This is a genomic window from Monashia sp. HAY1-2A (assembly GCF_056755315.1).
This window is the reverse complement of the sequence record NZ_JBNDHY010000046.1, coordinates 1-18,008: the sequence shown is the minus strand read 5'-3', so window position 1 is coordinate 18,008 and position 18,008 is coordinate 1. Positions and strand designations below refer to the sequence as shown.

The window sequence follows — 18,008 nt, the reverse complement described above, 5'->3', positions numbered from 1 at the left end:
GGCGTCAGGCGAGGGGACGCAGCAGGCCGCGCGCGAGGAGGTCGGCGGTGAACGCGTCGACCTGGGCCGCCACCGCGTCGGGCTGCTGGTCCCAGCGGGTGGCCACGCGCAGGGGCCAGTCCTCGGCCGGCCCCGTCGTGGCGGCGGTCCAGATGGAGGCGGCGACGCCCTCGAGCACGTGGATCGGCCCGCCCGGCAGGGCGGCCACCCACACGGTCAGGCCGTCGGCCGACACCACGGCGCCGACGTCGTCGGCCGCGGCGAAGGCCGGACGCGAGGCCGGCGCGCCGGACGCGGGCGGCAGCGGAGGGGCGCTCACGGCGTGCCCCTGGGGGCCTTGTGGCCGTTGTGGTCCTTGCGGGACCGTCGGCGCAGCTGCTCCCCGATGCCGCGGACCGGCCGCGCGAAGAACTCGGCGACGACCTCGCGCCGGCTGACCGGCGCACCCCGCACGATGGTCAGGTGCTCGACGTTGACGAGCACCGACCGCCCGGCCACCCCCACCTTGGCGCGCAGGCCGCGGGCGGCGCGCAACCGGGCCCGCCACTCGTCGACGCGGGTCCCGCCCCGCGACGCGACCCGCCAGAGGTCGTAGGCCGGGTCGCCGGCGTGGTCGTCGAGCGTGCCGGTGATGACGGAGAACGCCAGGTGCGCACCGAGCCGGTCGACCTGCTCGAGGACGGCCGCGCGCTCGGGGCCGCTCGCGCTGGTCCACACGGCGTCGACGTCGTGGGCGGCCTTGGCGTCCTTGCCCGCCCGCGCCGCATGGAGCAGCAGCAGGCACGCCTGGGCCGGGCGCGAGGGCACCGTGCAGCTGTGCCCGCCGAGGGTCGTCGATCCGTGACCGTCCCACAACGCCTCGAACGCCGCCTCCGGCGTCGGTCCCGTGCCGGGGAAGACGCGGTGCACGTCGAGCAGACCGAAGTCCTTGTGGCGCAATGTCGCCGAGTGCTCGAACGAGGAGGCGTAGGCGAACGTGTTGATGAGGTCCCAGCCGTGGTCGCGCAGCGCGGCCAGCACCCGGGCCACGTCCCGCGGGTGCACGAGGACGTCCGCGTCGGAGTAGCCGCGGCCGGGAACGAGCGAGGGGTCCAGCGCCGCGCCCTTGACGTGGAGGACGCGGGCACCCACATGGTCGGCCACGTGCTGGACGGCCGCGTGCGCGAAGGCGATCCGCACGTGGAGCGGGACGTCGACGAGCGGCTCGGTGGCGTCGGCAGCGTCCTCGGCGGTGTCCCCCGCAGTCATAGAGCCAACCCCCATACACTGCGAGCCAACCGGACGATCGCACCCTAACAGCCGGCTCGACGCGGCGGACCCGGGTCGCGGCGATCCGCCCGGTGCGGACCGGACAGCGAAGGAGGGGTCACGTGTCGCGCCCGGCCGCGGTCCGAACCCGAGTCCGCTGGCTGCTCATCGGCCTCGCTGCCGCGGTCGGGTTCGTCCTGGCCGCACTGGTGTTCCTCCGGACCGGTCCGGGCGACACCGTGGACCGCTGGGCCTCATCCGCCGTGCTCGACGGGCTGCCGGACGCGGCGCGCCGCGGCCTCGACGCGCTGGCGCGGCCCTGGCTGCTCGTGGCGCTCGCCCCCCTCGATGCCGGGCTGATGCTCCTGACCCTCGCGCGACGGGGATGGCGCCGGGCGGCTCTCGCCGTGCTCGTCGCCGGCGCCTCGGCGCTGGTGTCGGCGGGCGTCGACGTTCCGGCGACGCTCCACCTGCCGGGCGAGGGCTATCCCTCCGACCACGCGACGGTCGGGTTGGCCCTGCTCGTGGCGCTCGGTGTCCTCTGGCCCCGGCCGCTGGGTCGCCGCGGCCTCGGTGTCCTCGCCGGGCTGTCGCTCGTCGTCGGGACCGGCAACGTCAGCTGGTACGCCCACCGTCCGGTCGACGTGCTCGGGAGCGCGCTGCTCGTCGCCGCGGCCACCGGTGTCGCCGTCGGGCTGCTGGGTGGCGACGCGACGAACATCGGCGTCAGAGCCCGACCGAGCGCCAGACGCGAGCGTGCCCGAGGGCGGCGGCCTCCCACGTGAACCGGCGAGCGCGGGCGCGTCCGCGCGCCACGAGCGCGGCCCGGTCCGCTCCGGCGGCGAGCGCATCGAGGACCCCGGCCGACAGGCCCGGGCCGGTCGGCTCGACGAGCAGTCCCGCGTCGCCGACGACCTCGGGCAGGGACGACCGGTTCGAGGCGACGACCGGGACACCCGCCGCCATGGCCTCGAGCGCAGGCAGCCCGAACCCCTCGACGAGCGAGGGCACGACGACGACCTCGGCCGCGGCGTAGAGACCGGGCACGTCATCGCCGGGCAGCCGTCCGGTGAGGACGACACCGGGCAGGTCGGCGAACAGCCGGGTGCGGCGCGGGTGGGGCGGGCCGGCCAGGACGAGCGTGAGGTCGGGCCGGGCCCGGTGGATGACGGGCCACGCCTCGGCGAGGGCCGTCAGGTTCTTGCGCTCGGACGCCCCGCCGGCCGTCAGCACGAACGGGCCGGTGACGCCGAGCGACTCGAGGCGGCGCACCGGCAACGGGGTCGCCTCGAAGAAGACCGGGTCCACGCCGTTCGGGACGACGTGCGGGTCGCGCACGCCGAGCGCCTCGACGGCCTCGGACGCCGTGTACTCGGACACGCACACGACGGCGGCCGCCCGGCGCAGCTCCTCGGCCGCGGCCCGCACCGGCGCCGACTCGTCGGGGAACCGCCAGGCGACGACGTCGTGCAGCGTGACGACCTCGAGGGGCGCCGGCGGCAGCTCGAGGCTCATCCGGTGCACGAGCCCGGCGCCGTGGTGCAGGAGCCGGCCGACCGCGGCGCGGGGGGCCGCCGGCGCCTGGGACAACCAGCCCATCGGCAGCCGGACCGTGCCGGGGAGGGGCGAACGCAGCGAACGAGCGACGGTACGTCGCACCTCCCACGTCTCCCCCGGTCCCGACAGCACCTCGAGCGCCCCGGCCGCGCGCGAGGCCACGTGCCCCTCATAGGCCTGCGCGCCCATGGGCACGGCGGTCGCCGTCGTCGCGATGGTGAGACGGGGCACGCGTCCTCCTCTGGTGTCCGCAGGCGTCCGGTGTGTCGGTCCCCGTCACGTCCGTCCGGCTCGTCCGGTTCTGCCGTGTCGGGTCGTGCCCGCATCGTAGGGTGAGTCCCGCCGCCCGGACCGGGACCCGGGCCGCTCGACCCCCGAGGAGGCGGCGTGACCGGTGGCCGACCGACACGCGTCGCCCTCGTGGCGTCGTCGTACGACCCGCACGTGGGCGGCGTCGAGTCGCACGTCCGGCACGTGGCGCGAGAGCTGCGGCGCCAGGGCACGCAGGTGCAGGTGTGGACCGTCGACCGCGGCGAGCACCTCGGCGACCGGGTCGTCGACGACGTCGTGGTCCGCGACCTGCCGACGCCGATGCCGGCGCGCCGGGTACGGGCCCTGACCGACTTCCTCCTCGCAGCCCCCGGCGCGTGGCGTCGCTGGCGCAGGGCGCACCGGGCCTTCTCCCCCGACGTCCTCCACGTGCAGTGCTTCGGCCCGAACGGGGCGTGGGCCCTCGCCCTCGCGCGTCGGACCGGCACGCCGCTCGTCGTGTCGAGCCATGGCGAGACGGTGGCCGATGACCACGACGCGTTCGGCGGGTCGGCGCTGCTGCGTCGGGCCCTGCGTCGGGCGGCCGCGGAGGCCGCGGTGACGACCGGGTGCTCGGAGGCCGTGCTCGCGGACCTGCGCACGCGCTTCGGCCTCGAGGGCGGTGTCGTCGTGCCCAACGGCGTCGACCTCGAGGCGCATCCGCCGGGCCCGGCCGGGCCGGCACCTGTCGACGGCGCGCCGGTGGTCCTCGGTGTCGGGCGCCTCGAGCACAACAAGGGCTTCGACCTGCTCCTCGAGGCGATGGGACGCCTGGCCGCCGACGGGCGCGACGCCGGGGCCCGGCTCGTCCTCGTCGGCAGCGGGTCGCAGGAGGCCGCCCTGCGGGAGCGCGCAGCATCGCTCGGCGTCGGTGACCGGCTCGAGCTGACCGGTGCGCTCGACGAGGCGGGCGTCGACGCCTGGCTGCGGCGAGCGGCGGTCGTCGTCGTGCCGAGCCGGGTCGAGGCGTTCGGGATCGTCGCGCTCGAGGCGTGGCGGGCGGGGGCGCCGCTCGTCGCCACGAGCCTCGGCGGGCCGGCCGAGTTCGTCGCCGACGGGACCGACGGCCTCCTCGTCGACCCCATCGACACCCGGGCCCTCGCCGACGCCGTCGCGACCGTGCTCGGCGACCCCGGCCGCGCCCACCGGCTCGCCTCCGCCGGGCTGGAACGCGTCGCCGCCTACGACTGGTCCACGGTCGCCGCCGCCTACGCCCGGATCCACGTGGACGTCCTCGCGGCAGCCCGGCCGGCGGGTTCCTGACCCCAGCACCCTCACCACCTGCCCCGACAACCGGAGCAGATGCAAGGAGCCACCCTCCACCCACCAGCACCCCTCACCACCTGCCCCGAAAACCGGAGCAGCAGCAAGGAGCCACCCTCCACCCACCAGCACCCTCACCACCTGCCCCGAAAACCGGGGCAGGTGGTGAGGCGAATAGGGAACACGGCCGCGGACCGGCGATGCCACGGTCAGGGGGCGGTCCACGGACCAGGGGCGGGTGCCCCGCGTGGAGGGCCCCTCAGGTCGTTCGCGTGGCGCCGCCGAGGAGGACATCGAGCAGCTTCGAGGCCGGGCGGCGGACGCGCGCGGGCAGGACCCGGTCCAGCGCGCCGCGGTCGTCGACGGTGAGCCCCGCGCCGACGAGGCGCAGCACGCCGACGCAGACCGCCGTGCCCACCACGCCGGCCGCAACCGCCCTCAGCAGCACCGGACCGGGCATCGCGGCGCCCACGAGGTAGGCGCCGACCGCCGAGAGGGATCCGACGGCCAGCGGCACGGCGTCGTGGAGCACGACACGCAGGGGCAGCCGGAGCGCCCTCAGCTCGCGTCCGGCCAGGATGCCCAGGCTGGTGAGGGCGCCGCCGGCGTTCGCGACGACCGCGCCCCACACGCCGAGGGAGGGCACGAGGGCCACTGCCAGGCCGAGGTCGACGACGAGCGCCACGAGGTAGGCCACGAGGATGGGCCGCCCGGACAGCCGTGCGGTCACGAAGGCGAAGACGGGCCCACCTGCCGTCGCGACGCCGGACGTCACCGCGAGCACGAGCACGACCGGCGACGCGTCGGCGAACTGGTGTCCGTACAGCACCGGCACGAGCAGGGCCAGCGGTGCGACGGCCGCCGCGTCCACGAGGGCGACGACGGTCGCGCCGCTGCGCACGACCCGCCGGAACGCCGGCGCGACGGCGGTCTCGTCGATCTCCCGAAGACCCGAGATCGCCGGGATGAGCGGACCGACGATGGCCTGCGCCGGGGCGAAGGCGTGCACGGCCAGCCCGAACGAGAGGGCATAGATGCCGAGAGCCTCCGGCGTCGCGAGCCAGCTCATGACGAAGACCTCGCTGCGCGAGGACACGAGCCCGCTGACGACGCCGGCCAGCCCCATCGGCACGGCGAATCGCCAGAAGCCGACGGGCAGCCCGCGCGGCAGCGCCGGCCGCAGCACCGCACCGCGGTACTGCGGCGCGATCCGCAGCAGGCACAGGCCGACGGCAAGCCCCGTGACGACCAGGCGCGTGGCCCACACGGCATCGGGCGTCCGCACCGCCAGCGCCACGACGACCACCACCGCCTGCGTCAGCAGCGTCGTGACGAGCGCGATCTTCGCGCCGTCCGCGGTCTTGTTCTCGATGCCGAGGCTCGTCGCACCGCCGTCGAGCAGGGACGGCAGGACGACCCCGAACAGCAGGGCGGTGCCCATGGCCCACGGCGGGACGTCCGCCATGACGAGCACGACGACGAGCAGCACCGGCATGGCCACGACGAGGCGGAAGCCCTGCCACTGCGACAGCAGCCGGGCCACGTCGGCAGTCCGCCCGGCCGCGTGGGCCTTGGCCCCGAACTGGATGACGGCCGTGGCGAACCCCGTCGTCAGCAGCCCCGAGACGAACTCCATGATCGCCGTGAGCAGCGCGAGCCGGCCGTAGTCGGCGGAGCCGAGGACCCGGGCCACGACGAGGTTGACGAGGAATGCGACAGGGATCGCGACGAACGTGTGCACGACCGTCCACGCCGCGCCGCGCACGGCGCGCTCCTGCAGGTGGCCGGCGCTCATCGCCGACGGGTCGTCGCCGACATCGCGGCCCGCTGCGGCATCGGGCACGAGCGGCCTGGCGCCGGAACCGGTCTCGTCACCGGGCGATGAGGCCGGCATGAGCGGCAGTATGTCAGCCGGGTCGGCCGGATGCGGTCGATCCGTCCGTTTCCAGCCGTTTCGCATCGTAACCTCGCACCGTGTCCGGACGAGAGACGCCGATCCGCGAGGCTGCCCAGCACGAGGGGCAGCACGACGCGCGGCGCCCAGCCGCGCGGCGGCCCGTCCGCGTCGCCCTGCTCGACCACACGGCCGAGCTCGGTGGCGCCGAGCTGGCCCTCGTCCGGGTCATCGAGGCGCTCGAGCCGGGGCGGGTGACCCCGGTCGTCGTGCTGTTCTCGGACGGGCCGCTCGCCGAGCGAGTACGCGCCGCCGGCCACGACGTCGTCGTCGTACCGCTCGCCGAGGACGTCGCCGGCACCGACCGGCGCGCCGGCGCCTCTGCCGCGCTCGACCCCCGGCGGCTCGTCGGCGGCGTGGCGTTCCTGGGGCGCCTCGTCTCGACGCTGCGACGCCTCGACGTGGACGTCGTGCACACGACCTCCCTGAAGGCGGACCTCGCCGGTGCGCTCGCCGCTCCCCTGGTCCGTCGACCGCTCGTCTGGCACGTGCACGACCGGCTGGCCGAGGACTACCTGCCCGGGCGCACGGCCCGCCTGCTGCAGACCCTCGCCCGGAGAGTCCCGCAGGCGGTCGTCGCCAACTCCGCCGCGACCGCGGCCACGCTGCCCGGTGCCCGAGGCCTCGGGGTGGTCCACCCCGGGCTGGCCCTCGCCCAGGTGGCTCCCACGCCGCGCACCCGCCAGCCCGACGGACCACCCGTCGTCCTCATGGTCGGGCGCATCGGCCCGACGAAGGGTCAGCTGGTGCTCGTCCGAGCGGCCCGTCGCGTCGTCGACGTGCGCCCGGACGCCCGCGTCCGCATCGTCGGTGCCGCGGCCTTCGGGGCCGACGCCTACGCGGCGAACGTGCTGGAGGAGGTCCACGCGCTGGGGCTCGCGGACGCCGTCGAGCTGGTGGGCTTCACCGAGGACCCCCGGGCCGAGCTCGACCGGGCGGCGGTGGCGGTCCACGCGGCGACCGTCCCCGAGCCGTTCGGACAGGTCGTCACGGAGGCCATGGCCGCAGGCGTGCCGGTCGTCGCCACGCGCGGCGGCGGCGTCGACGAGATCGTCCGCACCGGGGCGGACGGCCTCGACACCGGCCTGCTCGTCCCACCCGGCGACGCGGACGCCCTGGCGGAGGCGGTCCTCGACGTGCTCGACCAGCCCGAGGCCGCCCTCGCGCGGGCGGCCCGCGCGCACGCCGACGTGACGACGCGCTTCCTGGCCACCGGTTCGGCGCAGGCCCTGACCCGGGTCTGGGAGCAGGCCGCCCGGGACCGACCTGCCCGCCATCCCGGCCGGGAGCCGTCATGAGCACGCCCATGCCCCGCTGCTCCGTATGCTGGCGCTGACGTGAGCGCCGCGTCGGCATGGCGAGCCGGGCGACGCGCACGCACCCCGTCGAGCACCGGGAGCCGCGAGTGACCAACCGCCCGCGCGTCGCCATCGCGCACGACTACCTCACCCAGCGCGGCGGGGCCGAGCGCGTCGTCCTCGCCCTGCACCGGGCGTTCCCGGACGCCGCGATCCACACGACGCTCTACGACCCCGACGCCACGTACCCCGAGTTCCGCGACGCGCACGTCATCACCTCACCGATCGACCGCGTCGCCCTGCTGCGCCGTGAGCACCGGGCCGCGCTGCCCGTGCTGCCGTGGGCGGTGGCCCGCCTGCCGGTCGACGCCGACGTCGTCGTCGCGTCGAGCTCCGGGTGGGCGCACGGCGTGCCGACCACCGGGCGAAAGCTCGTCTACTGCCACGCCCCGGCGCGGTGGCTCTACCAGCCCGACGCCTACCTCGGCGGGCCGGCCTCGAGGTCGCTGCGCGGGCGCGCGCTGCTCGCCCTGGGCAGCCGGCTGCGCGGCTGGGACCGCGCAGCCGCGGCGTCGGCCGACCGCTACCTCGTCAACTCGAGCGTCGTGCGGGACCGGGTCCGCGAGGCCTACGGCATCGAGGCCGAGGTCGTGGCCCCGCCCTACGGCATCGACGCCGAGGGCCCGCGCCGGCCCGTGCCCGCGCTCACCGACTGGGCGGGCGAGGGCTACCTGCTCGTCGTGTCGCGGCTGCTGCCCTACAAGAACGTCGACATCGCGGTCGACGCCGTGCGCGGCCTGCCCGAGCGCCTCGTCGTCGTCGGCTCCGGACCGCTGGAGGGACGACTGCGGGCCGAGGCGCCGGCCAACGTGCGCCTCGTCACCGGGCTCACCGACGCGCAGCTGCGCTGGACGTACGCCCACGCGTCGCGGCTGCTCGCCCCGAGCCTCGAGGACTTCGGGCTCACGCCGCTCGAGGCCGCAGCCTTCGGGGTGCCGACCCTCGCCCTGCGCGGCGGCGGCTACCTCGACACCATCGACGCGTCGGCCAACGGCGCCTTCTTCGACACCCCCACCGTGGAGGCCGTGCGTTCCGCGGTCCTCGACGCGCGGGACCGACGCTGGGACGCCGACGCCGTGCGCGCGCACGCCTCGCTCTTCTCCGAGGAGCGGTTCCACGTGCGGATGCGCGCCGAGGTGGACCGGCTGCTCGCGGTCAGCTGAGGGCGCGCAGCACGAGGACCCACGCGACGACCGGCGCGCCCACCGCGAGGATGATCGCGATGACGCGCTGCGCGGCCGCGTGCGCGTAGACCTTGGCGAGGACCGCGGCCACCACCCCGACCGCGAACACGCCGAGCGAGTACGTCGCGAACTCCGCGCTCAGCTCGACGATCTCGGGCGACCGGGTGATGTTGGCGATGGTGGCCGCCTTGCCCGCGGGTCCCCACGGCGCCGGCAGGGGCACCTGGGCCAGGAGGATGAGGGCGATCCCGAGCAGGTCGGTGGCGACGTGGTGGGGCCGCTCGACCGCGTTCTCGCGCCGGGACCGGGGCGCGGCCGGGACGTGCGGCGCCGGGCGCCTCAGGGCCCGCGGCAGCGTCCACAGCAGCCCGGGCAGACCCGTGAGCACGGCGAGGTAGGCGGCGTAGAGCTTCGGGCGGTTGTCCGAGGCGAAGCCGAAGACGGTGACGACGACCGGCGTGGCCTGCGCCAGGAGCCACACGTAGCCGGCGAAGGCGAGGACTCCGAGCAGGAGGACGGGGACCTCGGAGCGCCGACGGGTTCCGGCTCCGGGCATGGCGCCCAGTGTAGGCAGCACCCGGAAAGTCCGGATCCGTCCGCGCCCGCCACCTAGACTGACCGCGTGAGCACCCGCGAGACCGGCACCGACCTGTTCGACCCCGACCGGGTCGACGACGACGCGCTCGTGGCCGGGGGCTCGGGGTCCGCCGGGTCCCACGGCTCCGGCGGTTCGGGCGGTTCGGGCGGCTCCGGCGGTGGTCGCCGCGCCCGTCGCGGCGACGACGGTGGTCGGCGCGAGAGGCGCCGCAACCGGACGGTGCTCGTCACCGCCCTCGTGCTCCTGCTCGTACCGGTGCTCGCGGTCGGCGGCTACCTCGCCTGGCTGAACCACGTCGTCACCGACAACGTCAAGCAGGAGCTGCTCCTGCCCGACGCCGCCGGCCCGGGCGGGCTGCCGACGCTGCCCGACGGCACGGTCGTCCAGCAGCCGGCCGGCAGCGGCACCAACTACCTCATCATCGGCAACGACGCCGGCCCCGACCGCGTCGGTGCCCGCTCCGACGTCATGGTCCTCGTGCACGTGCCGGCCGACCACTCGCGCGTCACCCTCATCCACTTCCCCCGCGACCTCTACGTCTCGATCCCCGGCAGGGGCAAGAACAAGCTCAACGCCGCGTACGCCTTCGGTGGCGGGCCGCTGCTCGTGCGCACGATGCAGGACCTGCTCGGGGTCCGCATCGACCACGTCGCCATGCTCGGCTTCGAGCAGTTCAAGAGCATGACCGACGCCGTCGGCGGGGTCGACGTCGACGTCGAGGAGCCGAGCAAGGACGACGGCTACGACTTCCGGGTCGGCCGAATGCACATGGACGGCGACATGGCCCTCGCCTTCGTCCGCGAGCGCAAGCAGCTGTCCGAGGGCGACATCTCGCGCGGCCGCCGGCAGCTGGCGTTCATCAAGGCGCTCATGCTCAAGACGCTGAACAAGGACGTCCTGCTCAACCCGGTCAGGCTGGGCCAGTTCGTCGACGCGGCGACCAAGAACCTCACCGTCGACCAGAACCTCGACGTGGGCACCATGCGCTCGGAGGCCCTCGCGCTGCGCGACATCCGGGGCGGCGACATCCGGTTCATCACCGCGCCGTTCACCGGCTTCGGCACGAGCCCGGCCGGCGCGTCGATCGACATCGTCGACGAGGTCAAGATGAAGGACCTCGGCGAGGCCATCCGCAACGACGAGCTCAACGCCTACCGGGACTGACGCGCACGGCGCAGGCCTCAGACCGTCGGGGGCCGCAGCGCGTGCGCCACGACGGGCAGGAGCTCCTCGATGGCGCGTCCCATCAGCGCGTAGGCCTCGGTGCCGCGCCCGTAGGGGTCGGGGATGTCCGACTCGCCGGCGGCGCGGGCCCGGACGAACCCGCGGCGGTCGCGGGCGGCCCGGGCGACCCGGAGCACCCACGGCGTCCGGTCCTCGCCCGGCGTTCCTCCGGACCCGGCAGCGCGTGCCTCCTCCGCGACGGCCCGCAGGTCGGTGTCGGCGAGGAGGTCGGCCAGCTCACCGAGGGTGAAGGCGTGCCGCAGGACCCGGGGGTTGAGCGCGACCGCGTCGGAGCGGTGCCGTTGGGTGGCCGTGACGACGAGGTCGGCGTCGGCGAGCAGGGCGGGCGTCAGCTGTCGGGACGCGAAACCGGCCGTGTCGGCGCCGACCTGCTCGAGGAGGGCCACCGACCCCGGCTCGATGGGCGCACCGACGAGGGCCCGTGTACCGGCGCTGCTCACCTCGAGCCCGGTGCCGGCGAGCAGCTGGGCGAGGCGGCGTTCGACGTACGGTGAGCGGCAGACGTTCCCGGTGCAGACGACGAGGACGCGTCCCGCGCGCGCCGCACCGGCTGCCGCCACCGGGTGCTCCCTCCCCACGCCGGACGCCGGGTCCATGGGACTGACCGAGCTCACCGAGCTCACCGGGCCGCCTGGGCGGCGAGCTCGCGCGACCACGCGAGGCATGCCTCCCACGTCGGCAGCAGGCCGCCGCTCGCGGACTCCTCGAGGGTGGGCGCAGCAGCGTCCTTCGGCGACAGGACCGGCTCGAAACCGTCCGGCAGGTCCAGGCCCACGCGAGGGTCGAGCGGGTTGACGCCGCGCTCGGCCAGGGGGTTGAAGACCTCCGAGCAGAGGTAGACCGCCGTGCCGTCCTCGACGCACGCGAGGGCGTGCCCCAGCCCTTCGGCGAGGTAGACGGCGCGCCGGTCGACGGTGTCGAGGAGGACGGAGTCCCACTCGCCGAAGGTCGGTGACCCCACCCGCAGGTCGACGACGTAGTCGACGAAGACGCCCCCGGTGGCCGTGACGTACTTGGCCTGCGACGGCGGCACGTCGGCGAAGTGGATGCCGCGCAGCGCGCCGGCCCGCGACACGGAGATGTTCGTCTGCCGCACGGCCATCTCGTGGCCGAGCACCGCGGCGAGGTGGTCGACGCGGAAGCCCTCGGCGAAGACGCCCCGCTCGTCGGCGAGCTGGCGCGGTGTCACCTCGAAGGCACCGGCGATGCGCAGCGGTCGGATGTCCATCAGCGGGCGTCCTCCGGTCCGGGTCGGTCGGTACGGGTGCAGCGGCGGGCGAGCCGGCTCACGGGGTGCCCCTGCCCTCGTCGAGCAGCGCCTGCAGGTAGCGACCGTAGCCGCTCTTGACCTGCGCGTCGGCGTGCACCTGCAGCCCCTCGTCGTCGAGCCAGCCGTTGCGCCAGGCGATCTCCTCGACGCAGCCGATCTTCAGGCCCTGCCGGGCCTCGACGACCCGGACGAACGCGCTGGCCTCGATGAGTCCCTCGAAGGTGCCGGTGTCGAACCACGCCGTGCCGCGCGGCAGGACGCTGACCGACAGGGTGCCGCGCCGGAGGTAGATGTCGTTGACGGCCGTGATCTCGAGCTCGCCGCGGTCGCTCGGGGTGAGCCCTGCGGCGATCTCGACCACCTCGTTGTCGTAGAAGTAGAGGCCGGGCACCGCGAAGCTGCTGCGGGGCTTCTCCGGCTTCTCCTCGATCGACACGACGCGTCCGGTCTCGTCGAACTCGACGACGCCGTAGGCGGTCGGGTCGGCGACGCGGTAGGCGAAGACGTGGCCGCCGGTCAGGGTCGTGTTCTCGGACAGGCGTGTGCCGAGGCCGGGACCGAAGAAGATGTTGTCGCCGAGGACGAGGGCGACGCTGTCGCCGCCGATGAAGTCGGCCCCGAGGACGAAGGCCTGGGCCAGGCCGTCGGGACTCGGCTGCACGGTGTACGTGATGGACATGCCCCACTGCGAACCGTCACCGAGGAGCCGGACGAACTGCTCGGCGTCCCACGGCGTCGTGATGACGAGCACGTCACGGATGCCGGCCATCATGAGCGTCGAGAGCGGGTAGTAGACCATCGGCTTGTCGTACACGGGCATCAGCTGCTTGCTGATCCCTCGCGTGATCGGGTGCAGCCGGGTGCCGGTACCGCCGGCGAGCACGATCCCCTTCATGGTGAGCCAGCGTAGGGGGCGGTCACGCGGTCCGCGTCCACGCCCGCAGGTCCGAGCCCGCCCGCCACGTCGTGTCGCCGACCGCGAGCCAGCCGGCCTCCTCGACGACGGAGATCGACACGCGCCCCTGGGGCACCCCGTCGGGCGAGGCGACGCAGGCGACGCTCGTGGTCGAGCCCGAAGCCGAGCCGGTCGAGCCCGCCGAGGTGCCGGTCGAGGCGCCGGTCACGCGGGCCACCTCGATGCCGTCGCAGCCGTCGGCGACCCGCGCGACGTACGCGCGGGCCGAACCCTGCTCCTGCCGGACCGACAGCGCGAGGGCGCCCCCGACGCGCGTGAGCCGGGACCACGCGGCGCCGCCGTCCGAGGAGGTCATGACGGTGCCGTCGGCGCAGAGGGCGCGGGCGCTGCGCGCCGAGACCCGCGCGAGGTCGACGAGCGCGCCCGCTCCGCAGGGGCGGGCGGACGGGCGCTCGGGCGTCACCGCCGTGGACGTGGCTCCGCCGGGCGTGCGCGACCACGTCCCGTCGAGCGCCCGTGGCGCCTTCCACGACCGCGCGCCGTCCTCGGTGACGTACTCCTCGGCGCTGCACGACGCGTCGGCGCCGATGACGAAGGCGTTGTCGGCCGACACGGGCTGGACGCGTCCGAGGGCCCTGGCCGGCACGACGCGCGAGCCCCAGGTGCGTCCTCCGTCGGCGGTCACCTCGATGGCTGCACCGCCCGTGTCGCAGGTGCCGAGCACGGCGCGCCACGCCCGGCGGTCGTCGAGGGCGACGACGACCTGGCGCAGCGGGACCGGACGCGTCTGCGGGCTGCGGGACGGGGTCGTCGTCGACGTCACCGGGGTCGACCGCGGCGCCGGCGCGGCAGGCTCGGCACCCACCGCGTCGGGGCGGAAGGCGAGCGCGACGAGGGCGGCGTCGGCGACGAGGAGGACGAGCAGGCCCATGAGGGCCAGCCGCCCTGTCGAGGAGCGCATCCAGCGGGTCACGGCCCTCACTCTACGGACCCGCCGGGACGAACCAGAGCAAGTCGGGCACGGCGGCACTAGGATGCGGCGCAGAGCGAACGTGTCGGATGCACCCGGGGGATCGACCTACGGCTACGTCCCGGAGGCCGACCGACGGAGAGAGACGAGACTTGTGGAGCTCCAGGACTACCTGAACGTGATCCGGAAGCGGTGGATGATCATCGTCGCCGTCACGCTCGTGACCCTCGGCCTGTCGGCGGCCTACACGGCGCTGTCGCCGCGCACGTACGCGTCGTCGACGCGCTTCTTCGTGAACACGACGAGCGACGACACGACCTCCTCGCTCCAACAGGGCAACACCTTCACCCAGGCCCGGGTCAAGACCTACGCCCAGATCCTCGAGGACCCGGCCGTGCTTCAGCCTGTCAAGGAGGCTGTCGGGCTCGGCGGCACCACGGACCAGCTCGCGGCGCGAGTCACCTCCTCGATCCCTCTCGACACGAGCCTCATCGACGTCACGGTGTCCGACTCAAGCCCGCAGCGGGCGCAGCAGATCGCGGCGGCCATCGGGGACGTCTTTCCCCGATACGTCACCAGCATCGAGGCGAAGTCCGCCAAGCAGTCCCCCGTGACGCTCTCGGTCACGCGCCCTGCCACGCTCGAGACCACTCCAGTGAGCCCGAAGCCGACCCGCAACCTCGCGCTCGGCCTCGTCCTGGGCCTGCTGCTCGGCTTCGGCCTGGCGCTGCTGCGCGACGTCCTCGACAAGTCAGTCAAGTCCCAGCGCGACCTCGAGACCGTCACCGACCGCACGGTCCTCGGCGCGATCGCGTTCGACACCGACGCGTTCGAGCACCCGCTCATCGTCCAGGTCGACCCGCGCAGCCAGCGGGCGGAGGCCTTCCGGTCGCTGCGCACGAACCTGCAGTTCATCGACGTCGCGGACCCGCCGAAGTCGATCGTCGTCACGTCGTCCCTGCCGGGCGAGGGCAAGTCGACGACGACCGCGAACCTCGCCCTCAGCCTCGCCGAGACGGGCCTGTCGGTCGTCGTCATCGAGGGCGACCTGCGTCGGCCCCGCCTGCTGGACTACCTCGGCTTCGAGGGCTCGGTGGGCCTCACCGACGTCCTCGTCGGGCGCGTCGAGGTCGACGACGTGCTCCAGCCCTTCGGCCGCACGGGGCTGCGCCTGCTCGGCGCCGGCCCCATCCCGCCCAACCCGGCCGAGCTGCTCGGCTCGGCGAACATGGAGCGGCTCGTCGAGGACCTCAGCGAGCGGTTCGACTACGTCCTCATCGACGCTCCCCCGCTGCTGCCGGTCACCGACGCAGCGGTGCTGAGCACCATCGTCGACGGCGCCATCGTCGTCGTCGGAGCGGGCGTGGCCCAGCGCGAGCACGTGCGCCGCGCCCTCGAGTCGCTCGAGGCCGTCAACGGCTCGATCCTCGGCCTCATCCTCAACCGCGTCCGCGCCAAGGACGGCGGCGCCGGCTACGGCACCTACGAGTACGACTACCGGCCCGAGAGCGAGCGCCAGCGCGCCAAGGACCGCTCGGGACCGCGTCGGTTCCGCCGCCCGGTCGCCACCGACGAGGAGACGGTCGGCCTGGTGACCCCGCGCCCGACGAGCGGCGCCGCGCCGGCCCGCCAGGCCGCCGTGGGGTCGCCGCCCGCCCACGCCGTCCAGGGGCCCGAGCCGCAGGCCGGGGCCCCGCAGCAGTACCCGACGGACGCGCCGGCCCGTCCGGCCGACTCGATCTACCGCTGAGGCTCCGTCGGCTCACGGGTCATCCGTCCGGTGGGGCGACCGGGGGGCGACCGGGCGGGTCGCCGGGCCGCGCTCGCCGAGGCGGTTCGGCTGGCCCCCGCGTCAGCCGACGGTCCGCGACGATCCGACGACCGCGGCCAGCGTGATGAGCACCGCGTCGAGGTGCTCCTCGATGCGGGCGAACGCCTCCTCGTGGGTGCGGACGGAGCGGCCGTAGGGGTCGACGACGTCGACCTCGCCCGGGTCGCGCGGGGCGACGGTCCCGCGGGCGGCCGCGGCCTCGGTGACGACCTGGTCCAACCACGGCTGTGCCGGCACGATGGGCCGCCAGGAGTTGGATCCCCGGCACAGGTCCGCGAAGTCGCCGAGGGCGAAGCACCGTCGCATCGACGCGGGGCGCAGGCGAGCCACCTCGCCGCGTTGGACCCGTGTCATCGTCAGGACGAGGTCGGCGCCCTCGAGCAGCTGTGGCGTGACCTGACGGGCGCGGAAGTCGGTGACGTCGGCCCCGAGCCGACGCAGCTGCTCCCGTGTCTCGTCCTCGATGCCGGAGCCGACCACGGCACCGGTTCCTGCGCTCTCGATCCGCACGCCCGCATCGGGCAGCAGCTGTCGGAGCCGACGCTCGGCGTACGGCGATCGACAGATGTTGCCGGTGCAGACGAAGAGGATGCCGCGGGTCTGAGGGGTGGCCCCGAGCATCTGTACCCCCAAGGTCTCGTGTCCAACAGGTCTACCGCTCGATCGTATGCGGCGTTCCTGTGACAACCCGGACAGAACCGGCATTCACGTCGATGTCACGCAAGGGTCAACTAGCCGAAAGTGTGAGGCTCGCGGCGTCCGGCGCTCGGAGGCCCCGCTCCTAGGGACGGCCGCACTGCCGGTGCGGGCGGGCTCTGCGTTCCATCTTGGCCGCCGTCGGTGTTGCATGGTTTCGGGTTAGCGCCGCCGTTTCAGATACCGTTCTCACCCATTGCATGGAATGAATCGGGCATTCCAGACATGTCGAGTTTAATTGGCGCCCAACGAAACTCAAGTTTGTTATTTCCACGGACGAAAAGTCCCAATGCGATCTACCTTTGTCGCACGTCGAGTCGCTGGGGGGCGAGGTTCTCGACGGTCACGGGGAGGGGACCCACCATGTCTATGCGCCGACTTTTTGCTGCCTCGGCGGCCGCGATCACGATCCTGGCTGCGGGGGCACCGGGGAGCCAGTTCCGAGCCGCCGAGGCGACGACCCTCGAATCAGTCGACACCGCTGTGGCGTCGGCCGTCAGCACCTCCGGCACCGCGACCCAGTTGGCGCTCGATGAGCGTTACCTGCAGTCTGGCGACGCTCCGGCGGTGGTCGATGCGCGCGTGGGCCCGACACTCGCAGCGCCAGCGTCTGGGGACAGCACGAGCGCCCTGAACGCGTTCCTGTCTGCGTCCGCGCCCCGCGGCGTGAAGCGCTTGATTGGCTCGTTCTCTGTCTCAGGCGGCTTGACTGTCCCAGCCGGGGTGTATCTCGACGCCTCCCAGGCCACCATCACCCAGACGACCTCGAACGTCGTCACCCTCACCCTCGGCGCCGGAGCCACCCTGTTCGGTGGGCAGGTCATCGGCAAAGGTACCGACTACGTCGCCGGCAGCTCCCCGCTCGCCATGGGCGTCTCCGTGGCCGCCAACGACGTCACGATCTCCCAGACCCGGTTCACCAACTTCTCTGGCGCGGCAATTCGGCTCACCCACACCACCGGCGTGCGGATCGTCGGCGTCACCATCGTCGGCGTCGGCTCGGGCCTCATCCGCTCCGGCGTTGGCTCCCCTGGCTTTGGAATACTTCTCAACGGCGGTAACTCCTTCGTTGGAATCAGCGACGTAGACATCTCCGAAACCTCCCAAGGCATCATCGGCTCGCTCACCGACACGCACGTCACCCTCGCTGGCTCGCGTATCCACCAGATCCGCGGACAACATGGGGTGTACCTGCAGAACGGCACGGGAGTGAACATCACCGGCCTCGATCTGCGATCGATCCCCTTGAACGGGCTGAAGATCCAACTGTCCGTGTCCAGCGCTGCGGACTCGCTTGCGACGTCAATCTCCGGGGTCACGGCCGACTCGTGCGGGGATGTCGCCGTCAGCCTCAACAACACGGCCGCTGACCTCAGATCGGCGAAGAAGTTCCGGGCAGTCACGATCTCAAACATCACGGCCACGAACTGCGGACGCGGGATTTATCTCGGATCGGTGCGAGGCGGCACCATCAGCAACATCGCGGTCTACAACTGCTCCCTCGACGGCCTGACCATCCTGGACAGTCACGACATCGAGGGCACGGCGCTCGTCGTCGACACCTGCGGGCGCATCGGCCTGCGCTTGACGTCCTCGACCGGCTCCAGCC

At 73.9% G+C, this 18,008-nt stretch carries 17 protein-coding genes; 7 read left to right on the top strand and 10 right to left on the bottom strand.

The annotated features are described in order from the left end of the window. Positions 1–4: 4 nt before the first annotated feature. Both ACPYOM_RS09175 and ACPYOM_RS09170 read right to left on the bottom strand, forming a co-directional pair. Complete coding sequence (locus ACPYOM_RS09175; RefSeq protein ID WP_481345710.1) at positions 5–319, bottom strand: hypothetical protein; 315 nt, start codon at positions 317–319, stop codon at positions 5–7. Continuing rightward, positions 316–1,248, bottom strand: a complete 933-nt coding sequence (locus ACPYOM_RS09170) for a nucleotidyltransferase family protein (protein WP_481345709.1) — start codon at positions 1,246–1,248, stop codon at positions 316–318. The genes ACPYOM_RS09175 and ACPYOM_RS09170 overlap by 4 nt, the downstream gene beginning before the upstream one ends. A gap of 122 nt (positions 1,249–1,370) precedes the next feature. Between ACPYOM_RS09170 and ACPYOM_RS09165 the strand changes: the two genes are divergently transcribed. After that, positions 1,371–2,033 (top strand): phosphatase PAP2 family protein, encoded by a 663-nt coding sequence (locus tag ACPYOM_RS09165; protein ID WP_481345708.1) that lies wholly within the window; start codon positions 1,371–1,373, stop codon positions 2,031–2,033. On the opposite strand, the gene ACPYOM_RS09160 is transcribed toward ACPYOM_RS09165, so the two are convergent. Next, complete coding sequence (locus ACPYOM_RS09160; RefSeq protein ID WP_481340981.1) at positions 1,975–3,036, bottom strand: glycosyltransferase family 4 protein; 1,062 nt, start codon at positions 3,034–3,036, stop codon at positions 1,975–1,977. The genes ACPYOM_RS09165 and ACPYOM_RS09160 overlap by 59 nt on opposite strands. 156 nt (positions 3,037–3,192) lie before the next feature. Here ACPYOM_RS09160 and ACPYOM_RS09155 point away from each other — a divergent pair, with 156 nt between their 5' ends. Then, the gene (locus tag ACPYOM_RS09155; protein WP_481345707.1) at positions 3,193–4,377 is read left to right on the top strand and encodes a glycosyltransferase family 4 protein; all 1,185 of its coding nucleotides are present in this window, start codon (positions 3,193–3,195) and stop codon (positions 4,375–4,377) included. Between the two features lie 259 nt (positions 4,378–4,636). Here the strand turns inward: ACPYOM_RS09155 and ACPYOM_RS09150 are convergent, their stop codons facing one another. Beyond that, positions 4,637–6,271 carry a lipopolysaccharide biosynthesis protein gene (locus ACPYOM_RS09150; protein ID WP_481345706.1) on the bottom strand — a complete coding sequence of 545 codons (1,635 nt, stop codon included), beginning with the start codon at positions 6,269–6,271 and terminating at the stop codon, positions 4,637–4,639. Positions 6,272–6,351: 80 nt separating this feature from the next. On the opposite strand from ACPYOM_RS09150, the gene ACPYOM_RS09145 reads away from it, so the two are divergent. Together ACPYOM_RS09145 and ACPYOM_RS09140 are read left to right on the top strand one after the other, a co-directional pair. After that, positions 6,352–7,629 (top strand): glycosyltransferase, encoded by a 1,278-nt coding sequence (locus ACPYOM_RS09145; RefSeq protein WP_481345705.1) that lies wholly within the window; start codon positions 6,352–6,354, stop codon positions 7,627–7,629. Positions 7,630–7,736: 107 nt separating this feature from the next. Beyond that, positions 7,737–8,852: a glycosyltransferase gene (locus tag ACPYOM_RS09140; RefSeq protein ID WP_481345704.1), complete on the top strand. Its 1,116-nt coding sequence runs from the start codon at positions 7,737–7,739 to the stop codon at positions 8,850–8,852. Here the strand turns inward: ACPYOM_RS09140 and ACPYOM_RS09135 are convergent. Beyond that, a complete protein-coding gene (locus tag ACPYOM_RS09135; protein ID WP_481345703.1) occupies positions 8,845–9,429 on the bottom strand; it encodes a hypothetical protein in 585 nt (194 codons plus the stop codon). The genes ACPYOM_RS09140 and ACPYOM_RS09135 overlap by 8 nt on opposite strands. A 66-nt stretch (positions 9,430–9,495) precedes the next feature. On the opposite strand from ACPYOM_RS09135, the gene ACPYOM_RS09130 reads away from it, so the two are divergent. Continuing rightward, positions 9,496–10,635, top strand: a complete 1,140-nt coding sequence (locus tag ACPYOM_RS09130; RefSeq protein ID WP_481345702.1) for an LCP family protein — start codon at positions 9,496–9,498, stop codon at positions 10,633–10,635. 17 nt (positions 10,636–10,652) lie between these two features. Here ACPYOM_RS09130 and ACPYOM_RS09125 read toward each other — a convergent pair whose 3' ends face one another. From ACPYOM_RS09125 to ACPYOM_RS09110, 4 genes are read right to left on the bottom strand one after another with little or no spacing between them, the layout of a single operon-like run. After that, positions 10,653–11,339, bottom strand: coding sequence for an arsenate reductase/protein-tyrosine-phosphatase family protein (locus ACPYOM_RS09125; RefSeq protein ID WP_481345701.1), 687 nt, complete (start codon positions 11,337–11,339; stop codon positions 10,653–10,655). Further along, the gene (locus ACPYOM_RS09120; RefSeq protein WP_481345700.1) at positions 11,336–11,944 is read right to left on the bottom strand and encodes a dTDP-4-dehydrorhamnose 3,5-epimerase family protein; all 609 of its coding nucleotides are present in this window, start codon (positions 11,942–11,944) and stop codon (positions 11,336–11,338) included. The genes ACPYOM_RS09125 and ACPYOM_RS09120 overlap by 4 nt, the downstream gene beginning before the upstream one ends. Before the next feature lie 58 nt (positions 11,945–12,002). After that, positions 12,003–12,881, bottom strand: a complete 879-nt coding sequence (gene rfbA, locus ACPYOM_RS09115; protein ID WP_481340972.1) for a glucose-1-phosphate thymidylyltransferase RfbA — start codon at positions 12,879–12,881, stop codon at positions 12,003–12,005. A gap of 22 nt (positions 12,882–12,903) precedes the next feature. Further along, positions 12,904–13,875 (bottom strand): hypothetical protein, encoded by a 972-nt coding sequence (locus ACPYOM_RS09110; RefSeq protein ID WP_481345699.1) that lies wholly within the window; start codon positions 13,873–13,875, stop codon positions 12,904–12,906. Positions 13,876–14,026: 151 nt separating this feature from the next. Between ACPYOM_RS09110 and ACPYOM_RS09105 the strand changes: the two genes are divergently transcribed. Further along, positions 14,027–15,622, top strand: a complete 1,596-nt coding sequence (locus ACPYOM_RS09105) for a tyrosine-protein kinase domain-containing protein (RefSeq protein WP_481345698.1) — start codon at positions 14,027–14,029, stop codon at positions 15,620–15,622. Positions 15,623–15,724: 102 nt separating this feature from the next. Here ACPYOM_RS09105 and ACPYOM_RS09100 read toward each other — a convergent pair whose 3' ends face one another. Further along, complete coding sequence (locus ACPYOM_RS09100; protein ID WP_481339530.1) at positions 15,725–16,324, bottom strand: arsenate reductase/protein-tyrosine-phosphatase family protein; 600 nt, start codon at positions 16,322–16,324, stop codon at positions 15,725–15,727. Between the two features lie 438 nt (positions 16,325–16,762). On the opposite strand from ACPYOM_RS09100, the gene ACPYOM_RS09095 reads away from it, so the two are divergent. Further along, positions 16,763–18,008: right-handed parallel beta-helix repeat-containing protein (locus tag ACPYOM_RS09095; RefSeq protein WP_481345697.1), on the top strand; the 1,246-nt coding region annotated here is incomplete at its 3' end.